This window comes from Ignavibacteria bacterium (assembly GCA_016873775.1).
GTDB lineage: Bacteria > Bacteroidota > Ignavibacteria > UBA10030 > F1-140-MAGs086 > JAGXRH01.
In genome coordinates this window covers 24,880-40,685 of sequence record VGWC01000016.1, presented here as the reverse complement: position 1 = coordinate 40,685, position 15,806 = coordinate 24,880, and the positions used below count along the sequence as shown (strand labels likewise).

The following is a 15,806-nucleotide window of genomic DNA, read 5'->3' as shown; positions in this document are numbered from 1 at the left end:
TGTTCGCGTTGGCGGATTTTACAAATTGCCGACGAAAAAAGATTTGCTTTCACTTGTTGAAAAATTGAAATGGGCTCGCGATGCGGCTATTGATACGGTGAAACTTGTTGCAACATTTCCCTTTCCGGAATTTGAACAAGACTATGAATACGTTGCGCTTCGTCATCCGAATGAATATCCGTTCAACGAAGGAAGACTTGTTTCCAATAAAGGATTAGACATTGAAATTAAAGATTACGAATATCATTTTGCAGAAGAGCATGTGCAACATTCCAACGCATTACATTCTGTTTTGAAAGAGCGTGGAAATTATTTTGTCGGACCGAACGCACGATACAATTTGAACTTTGATAAACTCACATCGCTTTGCAAAGAAACGGCAAAAAGTGTTGGACTTCCATCGTTCATAAAAAATCCGTTCAAGAGTATTATTGTTCGCGCAGTGGAAACATTGTATGCAATTGAAGAAGCACTGCGAATAATCGAGCATTATGAAATGCCGGAAAAACCTTGCGTAGAAATTATTCCGAAAGAAGGAATTGGTTACGGATGTACGGAAGCGCCGCGAGGGATTTTGTTCCATCGCTATCGTGTTGACGAAAGCGGAAATATTCTTGATGCGAAAATCATTCCTCCGACAGCACAAAATTTCCGAACGATGGAAAGTGATTTACGAAATCTTGTTCCCAAAAATCTTGAACTCGATAATGAGAAACTCACGTGGTTATGCGAGCAAGCAATCCGTAACTACGACCCGTGCATTTCGTGCGCTACTCATTTTTTGAAATTGGAAATTGAACGCAACTGAAAAAATAAATTCTCCAATTATTGTTATCGGCGTAGGAAATGAATTTCGCAACGATGATGGAATTGGAATTTACGTTGCTCGAAAAATAAAAGAACTAAATCTCAACAATGTAAAAGTAATTGAACACAGCGGCGAAGGAGCAAGTTTAATGGAGTGTTGGAAAAATAAAGAAATGGTTTTTGTTGTTGATGCAGTTTCGTCAAACGCAAATGCTGGAACTGTTCATTTCTTCGATGCAAGCAAAGAAAAAATTCCCACTAATTTTTTTAATTACTCGTCGCATCTCTTCAGCATCGCTGAAGCAATCGAACTCTCTCGCACGTTGAATCAACTTCCGCAACAACTGCTTGTGTTCGGAATTGAAGGTAGAAGTTTTGAAACAGGGAATATGTTCTCCTCTGAAATGGTAACTGCGGCTGATTCTGTCATTGAGAACATTCTGAACTCTTGTGAGCGTTGATGATGTAAGATGCAAAAATCCCCAAGTACATTTTCGATTATTGGGCAAAGCATACACTGCGTCCGATATTTCACCGCATAACGACAATTGCGGCATCGGATACAACGGTTTTGTTAGTGGGAGAAACAGGCGTTGGAAAAGAAATCATCGCGGAATTTATTCACCGAAACAGTTCTCGCAGCGCGCAAGCGTTTATTAAAGTAGGACTTTCGACGCTTCCTCCGGAATTGCTGGAGAGCGAATTATTTAGGCATGAAAAAGGAGCATACACAAATGCGATGTCGGGAAAAATGGATTGTTTGAACTTGCAAACACCGGAATAATTTTTCTTGATGACATAGACGACAGATGAAACTGAAACCGGTGTGCAAAACTGGCGTATGTATCTTTCGGATGATAAAACGGATTCTGCGTTAACTGATGTCAACGGAAACTATACTTTTATTGGATTACTTGCGAAAAATTATTCTGTGCAATGGAATGCAGAAAAATTTTCGAGCGGAATGTATTTCTATCGTTTATCCGTTGGAGGAAAAACAGAAACGAAGAAAATGATTTTGATGAAGTGATTTTTTAGAAAACTACAAAGACGCAGAGGAAAGATTTTTCTTTTCTCTGCGTCATTCCTTTTTAAATTAGAAGAATAAGTTCTAAGGAATGAAATATTTTTCCATTGAATGTTAATACGTTGGTTTGCTTGTTCGTTGTAGAGTTGATTAAAAAGAAATTTGAATTTTTGGCAATTGTAGATTTACTTATTACTTTAATCCCGAAAATTTTATTACGATATATCGAACTATGAATAAGCACACAACACAATTTTTTGTTTTTCTCATTCTTACATTTGTCATTTCCCCCTTGAGTTATTCACAATGGGTAACGTTAAACTCCGGAACTTCTCAAGGAATAAATTCGGTATTTTTTCCTCACACGGATTCAATGCACATCGGTTTCGCAGTTGGAAAGCAGGGAACGATAATAAAAACAACGAATACAGGAAACACGTGGACGATTCAACCGACAGGAATAAATGATGAGTTAATGGCAGTGTATTTTCTCGACGCAAATAAAGGTTTTGCGGCGGGATATAACAGCAGATTTTTGGTAACTACTAATGGTGGAATGAATTGGACTTCTAATTCCATTGGGCAAACATATATTTTCACGGGGATAACATTTCTCAATGACAGTATTGGCTATATGTGCGGGATTGGAGGTTCACCGATGTACAAAACCACGAATGGCGGAGCGACGTGGTTTGGACAATATTCAGGTATCACTGTGGGGTTATACGCGCTTTCCTTTGTAAATGTGAATGTTGGTTTTGCTTGCGGCAATGGAGGAAAAATTTTTAAGACAATCAACGGAGGAACAACGTGGTCGCAAATACATTCCGAAACGAATGATGATATTTTTCTCGGCGCGCATTTCCGGAATGAGAATGTCGGTTACGTTGTTGGCGATTACGGAAAAGTTTTGAAAACCACGGACGGAGGAACATCGTGGTCAACTACCTCGCTGTTTGACGCTTTGTTGCATTCGGTAACGTTTTCAACGGATAGTATCGGTTATGCAGTTGGAACACCGGGATTTATTTTCAAGACGACAAATACAGGAACATCGTGGGAGATGCAGAATTCCGGCTCTTCTGCGGCATTGTTCACCATCACCTTTACAAAAGTTGATTCACTTGTTACGTATTATGTCAGCGGTTCGCAAGGAACGCTTCTCCGTTCTTCAGAAATTATTCCTACATCGGTTACCATGACAGAAAATAATTTTCCGTCGGAAATTTCTCTTTTTCAAAACCACCCAAATCCCTTCAATCCGTTAACCGTGATTCGTTATTCGTTAATCGTGAATAGTATTGTGTCCTTAAAAGTTTTTGATGTTCTCGGAAGAGAAGTAGCAACGCTTATACAAAATGAAGAAATGGATGAAGGAGAACACGAAGTAGAATTTGACGCAATGAATTTGCCGAGCGGCGTGTATTTTTATCGTATCGAAATAACAGGCGAATCAGAAGTTTTTGTTGACGTGAAAAAATTAGTGCTGGTGAAATAATACAGGAAAGAAATTCAACATTCCACGCTTCGAGAAACAGGAACGTGTAGTGTATGGAGTTACAACATATAAAACTTCAAATCAATTCCCTTTTTCATTTTCGTGATATACACAATTTGTCCGAGATGATACGAGAGGTGTTCGACAACTTGGGCAATGAGTTCCAGAACCGTTACGTCATAAATTTGAATACGACGCATTTCCCAAAGAGTTGATGAATCAACGCGTTGCAGTACGCAATCCGCTTCCTGCATCGTCGTTTCCAAGTTATGCAACAATTCGTTTTTGGGAATGTGGGTTCGTTCGGAAAATTCTTTTGCGCGCTCGCGAATATCCGCCGTTCCACCGATGCCGGAAATTATCCACTGACGTATATTTCCGCACAAATGCAGAAGGATATTTCCAACACTATTGTCCGTTTCGTTGGCGCGCCACCAGATTTCTTCTTCGCTTAATTCATTGACACAACGTTGAAATTTCGGGAAATATTCTTTCAAAATTTTTTTTCTGCAATATGCGATGTACTGGTGTGAAAAGGTTTCGTTGTCTTGTGTCATACGTGGTCTTTTCGATTTACACGGTATTACTTCGATAAGTACAAATAAAATGTTTTACTCGTATCTCAGCGCTTCAATCGGAACAAGTTTTGACGCTTTCCACGCGGGATAGACACCAAAAACTATTCCAACAAAAGAACAAATCAGTAATCCAATAATTGCCCAATCAAACGGAATAACGACAGAAGTTTCCATTAAGAGTGCGACAATATTGCCTCCGAGAATACCGAGGAAAACTCCAACCATGCCGCCGATTTCGGAAAGAATAACTGCTTCAATGATGAATTGACGGAGAATATCCCGTTTGCGCGCGCCTAATGCTTTTCGGATTCCAATTTCTCTTGTGCGTTCTGTAACGGATACAAGCATAATATTCATAATGCCGATTCCCGCCGCCAGCAACGCAATAGAACTGATGAAAAGAATTCCATACTTCACGTATTTCGTAAAATCATTGAATTGGTCAATAAGAGAATCGTTGGAAAAAATAGCAAAGTCATCTTCTTCCGAAGGAGCAACGCGGCGAATGTTGCGGAGTTGCGAGCGCACTTGTTCCATCGTTTCCGTGAACAACTGTTGCGATTGCGCTTTCACCATAATATTGAAACTGCGTTCTTTTCCGTAGTAGCGCATAAACGTTGTTATCGGAATAATTGCCTGATTATCCTGATTTCCTCCAAGCGATGAACCTTTTTCTTCGAGAACGCCGATAACACGATAATGTCTTCCATCAACTTGCACCGTTGCGTCGACCGGGTTTTCGTGAGGAAATATTTTTTGAACGATACGTGCGCCAAGTACAATATTATTGCGAGCATATTCAATATCGTCCTCGCTTATTCCGCGTCCATCTTTTGGAATCCAGTTATTCGTAATTAGTCCATCGGTATTTTCGCCGAAGAGCGTCACGGAAGGATTGGTTTCGTATCGTTTTGTTCGTACGGTTCTTCCGTATTCTAATGTTTCCACGCCAACATATTCAGCAAGAGTTGCGCGTTCTTTGACGGCAATTCCTTGTTCATACGTGATATTTTTTCTGTTGCGAAATTTGGAACGGTCTCTTCCGCCGCCGCCGATATTGACCGGAAATTTTTGCACCTGAAACGTGTTTGCACCTAAATCGCTCAAATCTTTTTCAATTGTACTTTGCAGAACACCCATTGCCGTCATCACCGCAATAATAGAAAAGACGCCGACGACAATTCCTAAAAGTGTAAGAATGGAACGAAGTTTATTGGCGCGAATGGAAGTAAGCGCAATTGTAAGAAGTTCTTTGAATTCCATTGAAACTAATGTTGTTTGAAAAAATATTATTCATACCGCAAGGCATCCACCGGGTCTAATTTAGCCGCGCGATAAGCAGGAAGCAATCCGGAAATTAAACCGACAACGATGGACATTAAAAGTGAAACGACAACGATGGAAAGAGGCATAGATGTTGGAAGAAACGAATCAATGAGAAAACTTAATGGTGTTGCAATGGCAAGTCCGATAAGACCGCCGATTAAACAAATTGCCGCCGCTTCAATCAGAAATTGTAAAAGTATCGTTCGACGTTTTGCGCCCAACGCTTTTCTTATTCCGATTTCTTTCGTGCGTTCCGTTACGGAAACAAACATAATATTCATTATTCCGATTGCGCCAACGAACAAGGACATTCCCGTAATAAACAATCCAATTCCGTAAATCACAGAAAAGATATTATCGAATTGTCGTTGCAAAAGTTCCTGTTGATTGATGGCAAAATCGTCTTCTTCCGCTGGTTTCAGATGTCGGACTTTTCTCATTATTCCGCGCACTTCTTCTTTTGCGTCTTCAATGTTTACACCATCGGCAACTTTTGCATTGATAGTGAACAACACTTGCTTTCCATATAGGTCAATAAAATTTTTTATCGGAATAAACACACGGTTATCGAGACTCATTCCCAAAAAATTTCCCTGCTTTGCATTTAAACCAATAACGATGAATGTTTTACCGCGGATCTTCACGCTTTTTCCAAGCGGTTCTTCGTGAGGAAATAATTTTTCTGAAATATCTTGACTGAGAACGACAACCGGTCTTCCATTTTCTGTATCATCCATCGAAAGGAATCTCCCGTCGGAAGGTTCCGCAAAACCGACTTTATCAAAGTTCTCGTCAACACCGTTGACGACGATATCATCCACGCGTTTGTCTCCGGTTTGAATAACACCGCGTAATCCTGCGGATGGCGAAACGATGGAACATAATTTTGTTTGTCGCTTCAATGCGTTCGCTTGTTGCAGTGTTAAATCTTTTCTGTTTCGTAATCGCCACCATTCTTCGCCAATAAACCATGGAGATTTTTGGATATACAGAACATTGGAACCCATCTTCGATATATTATCGGAAAAAGCGCGGTTCATTCCTTCGATTGCGGTTGCCATAAGCGTAACGGAAACAATGCCGATAACAATTCCTAACGTCGTAAGAATTGCGCGCATTTTATTTGCTTTAATTGATTTCAGTGCAATGCGGAGCCCTTCGGTGATTTCCCAGAGTTTCATTTCCTATTTCCGATTGCCAATTTCTGATTTGTTTGGCGTTGCTGTTTTTCTTTTCGGGAAGGATTCTGCTAATCGAATCACCCGTAAAGCCATTTGTTTTCCCCGTTCTTGTAGTTCTTCTTTCGTCATCGTAGAATTGAAAATTATCACCTTCGCTCATCTTTTTCAATCATTCCGTCTCGCAAACTAACAACACGATGCGCATGCAAAGCAATATCGTGTTCGTGCGTAACGAGAATGATGGTATTATCCTGCGAGTGAAGTTGTTCAAACAACGCCATAATTTCTTCCCCTGTTTTCGAATCGAGATTTCCCGTAGGTTCATCGGCAAGAATGATCGAGGGATTCGTAACTAATGCGCGCGCAACCGCAACACGTTGACGTTGTCCGCCGGAAAGTTCGTTCGGTTTATGATGCGCGCGGTCTTCAAGTCCTACTTGACGCAATGCTTCCATCGCACGTTCACGGCGGTCGCGTTTCCCAATTCCTCCATAGATAAGCGGGAGTTCAACATTATGCAACGCATCGGAACGCGCAAGTAAATTAAATGTTTGAAACACAAATCCGATTTCTTTGTTGCGGATTTTTGCCAATGCATTATCTTCCATATCGTGAACATCTAGTCCGTTCAAAATATAAATTCCCGACGTTGGCGTATCGAGACATCCAATAATATTCATCATCGTGGATTTGCCGGAACCCGAAGGCCCCATAATTGCGATATATTCATTTTTTTGAATTTGCAAATTTACCCCGCACAATGCGTGCACTTCTTCCGCTTTTCCCATATCATATGATTTCGTGAGTTGTTCTAGTTTGATGAGTGCGTGATTTTCCATTCAAATTAATTTAGTATATGATGAGTGATTGATAATTTTCAAGAAACCTATTGATTAACGCTATTACTGCTCTATATTCTATCATCTACTTTTTATCTTCAGTTTTCTGTTTCTCTTGTTCCACGCGAATTTTAGAACCTTGCTCTAAATCGCGATTGATTGCGCGATAACTTCCGGAGACAACGTTTTGACCTTCACTTAATCCTTCAAGTATTTCGATGAACGAATCATCACTTGCTCCGGTTCTTACTTCTGTCATATTTACCGTATCGCTTCCTACAACAAACACAACTTCTCTTACTTTCTTTTCTTCTTTCTTTTTCACAATTGTTGCTGCCATTTCTTGCCGTTCTTCTTCCGATTGCTGTTTCTTTTCTTCATCTTTTTTTGTTCGAATCGTTACGCTTTGAATCGGCACCGAAAGCACGTTCTGTTTTGTATCCGTTTCAATCACTGCTGTTGTGGACATTCCCGGACGAAATTGTTCATCGTTGAGCAATCGGATTTTCACTTCAAAGTTTGTAACTTCTTGTTGTGTGCCAAGCCCAAATGTTTTTGCAGTGTTCGCAATTTCACGCACAATACCGTTAAATTTGGCGTTCGGAAATGCGTCAACTTCTACGCGCGCAGTGTCGCCGAGTGAAATATTGATAACATCCGTTTCGCCAACATCAACTCGCGCTTCCATTGTCGAAAGGTCCGCAACGGTGAGAATGTGTGTTCCCTGCATAAACGTACTTCCGCTCACGCGCTCACCTACTTCGCTGATGAGTTCGCTGATAGTTCCACTCATCGGCGCATAGATTGTTGTTTTCGCAAGCGCTTCACGAATATTTTTCAGTGACGCTTCTGCTTGTTCAATCGCAAATTTCTGCGACTCACATTGTGCTACGGAAACATCCCAAACGGTTTTCGATGCATCAATATCCTGCTGTGAGGCAAGACTTTTTTCAAACAATCCCTTGATACGCTTGAAATCATTTTCTGCTTTTTTACTCTGAGTTTCCTGTATTACTAAGGCAGAACGTTGCGCATTTAACCCCGCTTCTTGCTGTTTCACTTGCGCTTCGTATTGGTCGGGTTTAATGCGCACGAGCAAATCGCCTTTTTGTACACGGTCACCTTCTTTCACTTCGATAGCAATAATTTCGCCGCTGACTTCGGCATTAATCTTGACCATTTTTTCAGGCTGAATTTTTCCAACAGCAGTTACACTTTGCGTAATAGTTCGTCGTTGCACTTTTTCTGTTTGAATAATGATTTCCGGTTTTTGTTTCCCTCTCAAAACCATTGTTACGACAAGTCCGATAACGACTACGCCGATGATTGACCAAATGATAATTTTCTTTTTCGATTTCTTTTTCTGATTTCCGTTTGACATAAATAAATGATGTACGATGTTTGTTTTTCGAATTATGATTTTCTACTTACTACTGACTTCTAACTACTTTTACTTGAGTGTTCCTACCACAAATTCAAGATTGCGTTTCGCAAGAATATAATTATAGACAGAATTGACTTTGTTTGAAATTGCCGACGTATAATTCGCATCAGCAACGAGTTTATCGAGCAACGTTCCAGCGCCAAGATTATATTTTTCTTCTGCTATTCTTCTGTCTTCAATTGCAGAACGAATTCCCGTTTGACTTACTTCGAGTGATTTTACTGCAGTTTCCAAATCCAATACTGCTTTCCGAACTTCTGCTTTCACCTGTCGCTCTTTCAAAGAAAGTTGCTCGTTTGCATTGCGCAAATCAATTTCCGATTGCTGAATCGAATTCTCTCGTTGAAAATTATTGAAGAGCGGATAACTTGCCGAAATTCCCCACGACATTCCACTGTACGTCGTTTTGCTCAATTTCCTTCCGGAGTAATCGAGCGATGCAAACGCGCGCAACGAGGGCCACCAATCGCCTTGGTAATATTTCACTCCCAATTCCGCCGCAGTTACGTTTTGTTCAGAAGTTTTAAAATCGAATCTGCGTTGCATTGCTTGTTGTGAAAATGCCGAATAGTTTTTTTCTTCACGTTTTACATTTTGAATTTCGACCGAATCAATTTCTTTCGGAACTGTTGCATCGGCGAATTCAAATTGCACGAGAGGGTCAAGTGTTAAATACGTTACCAAATCTACTTTCGATTTATCAAATTCATTTTGCGCTTGAATCAACGCAAGTTCATCGTTAGAAACAATTACTTGCTGACGATAGACATCCGCCAACGCAACACCGCCAAGTTTTTGCGATTCTTGAATTCGCTTGAGTTGCTCATTACTTCTTCGCAAATTATCTTTTCGCACATTCAACAATTGCTCTGTTCGCAAAACATTTAAATACAAGGAAATTGTTTGAAATATAGTTTGTTGTTCTGTTCGTTCACGCGTCAGTTCGGAAGTTTCCACATTTAAATTTGCTCTGTCCAACGCCGCAAAGTTAGCAAACCCATCGAAGAAGGTTAAACTCGCATCAACTCCAGCGGAAAAAGAATTTGAAACTCGCGGTTGGGTAATTGTTCCAAAGCCCGGAATTGTTGTCGAACTTGCCGTTGGATCTTGTGAACGCGTCCAGTTCCAACTTGTAGAAACGCTGGGAAATAAAGCTCCGTACGCAACCCGTTGAAAACTCTGCTGCGATTCAACAGAATTTCGAGACGATATCATTTGTGTATTTTTTTCCGAAGAAATCGAAATCGCTTCCGAAAGAGAAATAGTTTTTGTTTGAGAAAATGTTTTCGTTCCGCAAAAAATAATCGCGAACAACAATAAATAAATATGTTTCATCAATTTTGAAATGAACATTGGTATAACTGATTTGAATAATAAATGTATTAGATACTAAAATTGGTAAAAAGGTTGCAAGCAGTTATTGTCTCACGCAAAGACGCAGAGTCGCAAAATAATTTTCTTTGCATCTTTGCGGCTTTGCGTGAAACAAAACATTAGACTTGTACTTTTTGAGAAATTACTTCATCTTTTATAGAAAAAAGAAAATTTAAAGCCGCATCGTGTTCATTGGGAATTCTTCCTTCGAGAATTTCTTCTTCAATCATTTTTTTTAACATACCGACAAGTTTTCCTTCGGGAATTCCACACACACGCATAATTTCTTCACCCATCACCGGCGGTCGCCACGCACGAAGTTTATCGCGCTCCTCCACTTCTTTCATTTTTTGAACGACAACATCGTAATTTTTCAAATACTCTGCAACACGTTGCGGGTTTTGCGACGTAATATCTGCGCGACACAACAACATCAAATCGTCAATGTCGCTGCCGCAATCAAACAACAAACGCCGAATTGCTGATTCTGTAACTTCTTCTTTCACCAACACCATCGGTCGCAAATGATAGCGCACAAGTTTTTCGACATAGGAAAGTTGTTCGAGAGGAAGTTTTAATTTTTTGAAAATCTTTTTTTGCATTCGCGCGCCAACTTCCTCGTGTCCGTGAAACGTCCATCCAACATTTTCATCGAACGCTTTTGTGCGCGGTTTTGCAATGTCGTGCATCAATCCGGTAAAACGTAGCCAAACGTTATCGCTTGATTTTGCAATGTTGTCCACCACTTTCAACGTATGAAAAAAAACATCTTTGTGGTGAAAATCTTTTCGCTGTTCTTGTCCCACCATTTGCGAAACTTCGGGAAAAATTATTTCAAGCAATCGTGTTTGATGAAGTAATTTTAGTCCAACGCTTGGTTTCGGCGATGCAAGTATTTTGAAAAACTCATCCGTAATTCTTTCTTGCGACACAATCGAAATTCTCTCGCGCATTTCGTTAATAGCAGCAAGTGTTTTTTCTTCGATAAAAAATCCCAACTGCGATGCAAAACGAATCGCGCGCATCATTCGCAAAGGGTCATCGCTGAATGTTGCTTCCGGTGCAAGCGGTGTTTTTATGGTTTGCTCTTCAATCGCTTTTCTTCCATTGAACGGATCAAGAATTTCTCCGAAAGAATTTTTATTCAGCGATGATGCAATTGCATTCATTGTAAAATCTCTTCGCGCTACATCATCTTCAATCGTTCCGACTTCGACAAAAGGTTTGCGTGAATTTCTGTCGTATGCTTCTTTGCGCGAACCGACAAATTCAATTTTCACGTCATCGAGAATAAGTTGCGCTGTTCCAAATTTTTCAAACGTAACAATGTTTTTTCTTCCGAAATGTTTCGCAACGGTTTTCGCAAATGCCACTCCATCGCCAACAACAACAATATCAATATCGAAATGCTCGCGTTTACGTTCCATCAAAGCATCACGTACAAATCCGCCAACGACATACACTTGAACGTTTTCCGCGTCAGCAATTTTGCCGATGTGATGGAGTAATGGAGTATTGGAGAATTGGAGTTTGTTCACTTACAATAATTAGAATTTTTCTTTATAACAAAAAGTCATTAGTCATTTGTAATTGGTCATTAGTGTTTTTCAATTTACGAATGACAAATGACTAATTACTAATAACAATTAACAGATTGCCGTTCACGATTCACGAACCACGAAACGTTGTTCATCAATTCTCGAAAGTATCTCACTCGCAACAACCAACGCTTGCTTTCCCTCTTCCGCAGTAACTTTCGGCTCGGTGTTTTGCTGAATGCATTTCACAAACTCTTCTAACTCGACTTTTAGCGGATTGAGTTGCGGAATTTCTGGTTGTTCAAAAATAATGTTACGCTGATATTTTCCCGAATCAATCGCGCCGAGTTTCATCATTCGCGATTGCATTTGAAAATGTTCATCCACAAGCCGAAATACTTCCGCGTTGTTCTCCGAAAAATTTACTGAGATATACGCATCGTGCTGAAACATTCTCATCTTCCGCATTTTCTGCTGCGAAATTCTGCTCGCCGTTACGTTTGCAACACATCCGTTTTCAAACTTGATGCGCGCGTTCGCAATATCCACTGAATCGGAAACAACCGCAACGCCATTCGCATCAATTTGTGCAACGTCCGATTTCACCAAACTCAAAATTATATCAATGTCATGAATCATCAAATCAAGCACAACGGCGACATCGGCTCCGCGAGCAGTGAATTGCGCCAAACGATGCGCTTCAATAAACATCGGCTTCACATCGTATTTTTCAATCGCAAGAATCGCGGGATTAAATCGCTCAATATGTCCAACTTGAATTTTGCAATTGTTTTTTCTTGCGAGCGTTATCAATTCTTCTGCTTCGTTCGGCATTGTCGTAATTGGTTTTTCAATGAAGCAATGAATTCCGTTTTGCAAAGCAAGTTTAGCAATTTCAAAATGAAATCGTGTATTTGCAGCAATCGTTACTGCATTCACAGTTTCGAACAACTCATTCAAACTTGGAAATGCGCGAACGTTGTATTTCATTGCAATGTCATTTCGCTTTTGTTCATCAACATCAAACACACCAACGAAATTTGCCGAAGAAATTTCCGCAAGCATTTTTGCGTGTAATGAACCAAGATGCCCAACGCCAATAACTGCGATATTTGTTTTGTTGTTACTCATATTTCGTCATGCTGAACTCGTTTCAGCATCTACTTTGATTGAACAAAAGTTCCCGAAACAAGTTCGGGATGACGTGTTGATTGCTTCAAAACATTTTCTTTCAACCAATTTGAAAATTCACTCACCGAAAAAAACTTCAATTCTGGATTAAGCAATAAAATTTCTTCCAACGCATACGAATCCCACAATGCAACAGCACACGGTACGCCAACTTCCGCCGATGCTTTCATATCAGAAATTGCATCGCCGACCATCAGCGTTTCGTTTTTATCGAGCGAAAGTTCGCGCAGAATAATTTCGATTCCTTCGCCGCTCGGTTTGTGTTTTGTTACATCGTGTCCTGTTACGATGTAATCGAAATAATGTTCAATGCAGAATTGCTGCAACGAAATGTGCGTAGAAATTTTTCCTTTGCCCGTGAACAATCCGATTTTGATATTATGCTCTCGTAAAAATTCAAACAAGTCAATAATCCCATCGTACAGCGAACATATCGAATGATTCTCGCGATAGAAATTCCAAAAATCCTGCATCGCTTCGGCAAGTTTTTCTTTGCCGATGAGTTTTTCAATCGCTCCTTCTTCTGCCGGACCAAAGAGAGCGGTGATTTCTTTCGGGGAAAAAGTTTTGCGCAAATATTTTTTCGCAACGCAATTGAACGAACCGAAAATCAAATCGTTGGAGCGAGTTATTGTTCCATCCATATCAAAAATTACGGCGGAGAGTTTTTCGAGATGCGGCATTAATCGGGTTATGCGGAGTTGGTTTCAAAAAGCGGGGAAAATATAAACAAAAGCGAATGAAGCGTGAAGAATTGTTATTGAACGTAAGAAGTGATATTTTTTGCCCCGAAACTAATTCTGAATAGAACACGGATGAAACTGATTCAACGGATTTTCGCTGATATAATCCGTTACAATCTGTTTCATCGACGTCATCTGTGTTCTATTTAAATTCAAAATAGAACTACATCGTATGAACAAAATATTTTCTTTCCTTCTTTGTATTACATTATTTTCTTCATTCTCTTTCTCTCAAGAAAACCCCGCTCCAACTTGCGCTCGATTCTATTGGACAACCATGGGAAAACAAAAATAGCACATTGTAATTTTCTTTCAAAGCATGACGTAAAAAAATTTTTCTGGATTTTATTTTTTCCCATTTGTAAAATTCATTTAGATGATTATCTTTGCACCGCATTTATTTTTGTAACAATAACTTTTTGGGAAAATTTTTATGGGTACAGTTATTCAAGAGAATAATTATAAAACCGTTCTTATTACAGGGGCTTCAAGTGGAATAGGATTGGAATTAAGTCGGCTTTTTGCAGATGATGGATATCGCCTGATTATGGTGGCGCGTGAGTCGAAAAAATTGAAAGAAGCCGCAGGCGAATTGCAACTGAAGTACGTTGTTCCGATCAATACTATTGTCAAAGATTTATCGGATCCGAATGCTCCTTCTGAAATTTTTAACCAACTGCAAAAAGAACATATTACGGTTGACGTTCTCGTCAATAATGCTGGCTTTGGAACGTACGGTAATTTTTCAGAAACAGAACTTGAAGATGAATTGAAAATGATTCAAGTCAATGTTGTCGCACTGATGCATTTGACAAAATTATTTTTAAAAGAAATGGTGAAACGGAAAAGTGGGAAAATTATGAATGTTGCTTCCACTGCGGCATTTCAACCGGGACCGATGATGGCTTCGTATTACGCAACGAAAGCATTTGTACTTTCGTTCTCTGAAGCGATTTCGAGCGAGTTACGGAGAACAGGAGTAACATTGACTGCACTTTGTCCGGGACCAACGGCAAGTGGATTTCAAAAGCGGGCAAAAATGGAACGTTCGCGTTTTGGTCGCAAAAAAATGATGGATGCGGAAATAGTTGCTCAACTCGGTTACAAAGCGATGATGAAAGGTAAAACACTTGTTATTGCCGGATTGAAAAATAAAGTTCTTGCCAAAGCTGTTCGTATTACGCCGAGAAAAATGGTAACGGCAATTGTTCGCACTCTGAATACGTAGTTATTGGTGCATCGTGATTCGTGAACCGAAAATACGATGCACGATTCACTTTTTCAGCCTCTTCTGAATCGCCTCGCTTTGCAATTCACGTAATGCATCGCTTGCAATCCATTTTGCTGAACGAGAATCGCGTTTGTGAATTTCTTTCGCAACGCGAATTGCAATGGTATTTAAATGAACATTTCGCTTTCCGATTTGCCGCAACGCCCAATTTACTGCTTTCTTTACAAAATTTCTTTCGTCCGTTGACTCGCGTACGATATGCGGAAAAAATAGTTCGAATTTCGCATCGCTTTCTTTCTTGTCGTGAACGGCAAGATATGCCATTAACGAAAATCCCGCACGCTTTTCATATTCTTTTTCGCGTGAAGTCCATTCGCTCACTTTTTCGTACGCATTGGGTAGCAAACGAAAAAGATAACAACACGCCGTATCCACAATTGCCCAACTATCGAAATCCTTCAGCCACGATTCTGTTTGTTTCTCAGAAACTTTGTGCGGTTCTTCAATAAGCACAGCAATTGCCCGCGCTTCAAGCACGTTTGTTGCCCACAGTTCTTGCGCGAGTTTGTGATTTTTTCCAATTTTTTTTGCAAGAGTTTTCAGAATCGGAGCAGAAATTCCAATTACATTTTTTGATTCGATTTTAAAATACGATAACGCTTCTTTCGCTCGAGGATTGCTGAGCGAGTGAAGCATTGCAAGGATTTGTGTTGAGTTCATTCGTCTTAAAACAGTGCGATACGTTACAAATTTTTTCTGTTTCCCAGCGCAAATTTCAAGAACATAAAACTTCCGTGCAGATTCAATTTATTCGCAATGTTTGCACAGTGTTTTGCGAAAGTCCGTTGTCAATAGTTGAACGCTGAAATGTCAGTTTATCTTGTGCGACAAGATGCCGTTTACTTGCGAGCAAGAGAACAAAGAAATACAGGATGACGTGAAAAAATCGTAGGAAGAAAAATAATGTTGCCTCTTGTTTCATAAAAAAATTCAGTCAAACATACCAAAGATAATGAGAAAAAAAGCGCG

17 protein-coding genes are annotated in these 15,806 nt (G+C 39.9%); 6 read left to right on the top strand and 11 right to left on the bottom strand.

Going from position 1 to position 15,806, the window contains the following annotated elements:
* The 5 genes from FJ218_04050 to FJ218_04030 all read left to right on the top strand — a co-directional run.
* On the top strand, positions 1–808 hold an 808-nt coding region (locus tag FJ218_04050), incomplete at its 5' end, for a Ni/Fe hydrogenase subunit alpha (GenBank protein MBM4166077.1).
* A gap of 25 nt (positions 809–833) precedes the next feature.
* Positions 834–1,268 carry a hydrogenase maturation protease gene (locus tag FJ218_04045; protein ID MBM4166076.1) on the top strand — a complete coding sequence of 145 codons (435 nt, stop codon included), beginning with the start codon at positions 834–836 and terminating at the stop codon, positions 1,266–1,268.
* Positions 1,269–1,285: 17 nt separating this feature from the next.
* Positions 1,286–1,591 (top strand): sigma-54 factor interaction domain-containing protein, encoded by a 306-nt coding sequence (locus tag FJ218_04040; GenBank protein ID MBM4166075.1) that lies wholly within the window; start codon positions 1,286–1,288, stop codon positions 1,589–1,591.
* Positions 1,592–1,633: 42 nt separating this feature from the next.
* Positions 1,634–1,837, top strand: a complete 204-nt coding sequence (locus FJ218_04035; protein MBM4166074.1) for a T9SS type A sorting domain-containing protein — start codon at positions 1,634–1,636, stop codon at positions 1,835–1,837.
* A 229-nt stretch (positions 1,838–2,066) separates the two neighbouring features.
* The gene (locus tag FJ218_04030) at positions 2,067–3,332 is read left to right on the top strand and encodes a T9SS type A sorting domain-containing protein (protein ID MBM4166073.1); all 1,266 of its coding nucleotides are present in this window, start codon (positions 2,067–2,069) and stop codon (positions 3,330–3,332) included.
* A 59-nt stretch (positions 3,333–3,391) separates the two neighbouring features.
* Here FJ218_04030 and FJ218_04025 read toward each other — a convergent pair whose 3' ends face one another.
* From FJ218_04025 to FJ218_03985, 9 genes are all read right to left on the bottom strand, one after another.
* On the bottom strand, positions 3,392–3,889 hold the full coding sequence (locus FJ218_04025; protein ID MBM4166072.1) for a DUF1572 domain-containing protein: 498 nt from the start codon (positions 3,887–3,889) through the stop codon (positions 3,392–3,394).
* A gap of 54 nt (positions 3,890–3,943) precedes the next feature.
* Positions 3,944–5,173 carry an FtsX-like permease family protein gene (locus FJ218_04020; GenBank protein ID MBM4166071.1) on the bottom strand — a complete coding sequence of 410 codons (1,230 nt, stop codon included), beginning with the start codon at positions 5,171–5,173 and terminating at the stop codon, positions 3,944–3,946.
* Positions 5,174–5,199: 26 nt separating this feature from the next.
* Positions 5,200–6,417: an FtsX-like permease family protein gene (locus FJ218_04015; protein ID MBM4166070.1), complete on the bottom strand. Its 1,218-nt coding sequence runs from the start codon at positions 6,415–6,417 to the stop codon at positions 5,200–5,202.
* A gap of 146 nt (positions 6,418–6,563) precedes the next feature.
* A complete protein-coding gene (locus tag FJ218_04010) occupies positions 6,564–7,256 on the bottom strand; it encodes an ABC transporter ATP-binding protein (protein MBM4166069.1) in 693 nt (230 codons plus the stop codon).
* Between the two features lie 85 nt (positions 7,257–7,341).
* Positions 7,342–8,637 (bottom strand): efflux RND transporter periplasmic adaptor subunit, encoded by a 1,296-nt coding sequence (locus FJ218_04005; protein MBM4166068.1) that lies wholly within the window; start codon positions 8,635–8,637, stop codon positions 7,342–7,344.
* Between the two features lie 69 nt (positions 8,638–8,706).
* Positions 8,707–10,053, bottom strand: a complete 1,347-nt coding sequence (locus FJ218_04000) for a TolC family protein (GenBank protein MBM4166067.1) — start codon at positions 10,051–10,053, stop codon at positions 8,707–8,709.
* Between the two features lie 140 nt (positions 10,054–10,193).
* Entirely contained in the window at positions 10,194–11,612 is a 1,419-nt protein-coding gene (locus FJ218_03995) for an HD domain-containing protein (protein MBM4166066.1), read from the bottom strand.
* Positions 11,613–11,735: 123 nt separating this feature from the next.
* Positions 11,736–12,743: a Gfo/Idh/MocA family oxidoreductase gene (locus tag FJ218_03990; protein ID MBM4166065.1), complete on the bottom strand. Its 1,008-nt coding sequence runs from the start codon at positions 12,741–12,743 to the stop codon at positions 11,736–11,738.
* Positions 12,744–12,772: 29 nt separating this feature from the next.
* Positions 12,773–13,486 carry an HAD family hydrolase gene (locus FJ218_03985; protein MBM4166064.1) on the bottom strand — a complete coding sequence of 238 codons (714 nt, stop codon included), beginning with the start codon at positions 13,484–13,486 and terminating at the stop codon, positions 12,773–12,775.
* A gap of 493 nt (positions 13,487–13,979) precedes the next feature.
* Between FJ218_03985 and FJ218_03980 the strand changes: the two genes are divergently transcribed.
* Complete coding sequence (locus tag FJ218_03980; GenBank protein ID MBM4166063.1) at positions 13,980–14,774, top strand: SDR family oxidoreductase; 795 nt, start codon at positions 13,980–13,982, stop codon at positions 14,772–14,774.
* A gap of 45 nt (positions 14,775–14,819) precedes the next feature.
* Here the strand turns inward: FJ218_03980 and FJ218_03975 are convergent, their stop codons facing one another.
* On the bottom strand, positions 14,820–15,497 hold the full coding sequence (locus FJ218_03975) for a DNA alkylation repair protein (GenBank protein MBM4166062.1): 678 nt from the start codon (positions 15,495–15,497) through the stop codon (positions 14,820–14,822).
* A gap of 82 nt (positions 15,498–15,579) precedes the next feature.
* Entirely contained in the window at positions 15,580–15,759 is a 180-nt protein-coding gene (locus FJ218_03970) for a hypothetical protein (protein ID MBM4166061.1), read from the bottom strand.
* Between the last annotated feature and the right edge of the window lie 47 nt (positions 15,760–15,806).

Coding starts and splice junctions, on each gene's coding strand:
- FJ218_03970 (MBM4166061.1), bottom strand. CDS start 15,759: ATGAAACAAGAGGCAACATTATTTTTCTTCCTACGATTTTTTCACGTC.
- FJ218_04010 (MBM4166069.1), bottom strand. CDS start 7,256: ATGGAAAATCACGCACTCATCAAACTAGAACAACTCACGAAATCATAT.
- FJ218_04020 (MBM4166071.1), bottom strand. CDS start 5,173: ATGGAATTCAAAGAACTTCTTACAATTGCGCTTACTTCCATTCGCGCC.
- FJ218_04015 (MBM4166070.1), bottom strand. CDS start 6,417: ATGAAACTCTGGGAAATCACCGAAGGGCTCCGCATTGCACTGAAATCA.
- FJ218_03990 (MBM4166065.1), bottom strand. CDS start 12,743: ATGAGTAACAACAAAACAAATATCGCAGTTATTGGCGTTGGGCATCTT.
- FJ218_04025 (MBM4166072.1), bottom strand. CDS start 3,889: ATGACACAAGACAACGAAACCTTTTCACACCAGTACATCGCATATTGC.
- FJ218_04005 (MBM4166068.1), bottom strand. CDS start 8,637: ATGTCAAACGGAAATCAGAAAAAGAAATCGAAAAAGAAAATTATCATT.
- FJ218_03985 (MBM4166064.1), bottom strand. CDS start 13,486: ATGCCGCATCTCGAAAAACTCTCCGCCGTAATTTTTGATATGGATGGA.
- FJ218_03980 (MBM4166063.1), top strand. CDS start 13,980: ATGGGTACAGTTATTCAAGAGAATAATTATAAAACCGTTCTTATTACA.
- FJ218_04030 (MBM4166073.1), top strand. CDS start 2,067: ATGAATAAGCACACAACACAATTTTTTGTTTTTCTCATTCTTACATTT.
- FJ218_04000 (MBM4166067.1), bottom strand. CDS start 10,053: ATGTTCATTTCAAAATTGATGAAACATATTTATTTATTGTTGTTCGCG.
- FJ218_03975 (MBM4166062.1), bottom strand. CDS start 15,497: ATGAACTCAACACAAATCCTTGCAATGCTTCACTCGCTCAGCAATCCT.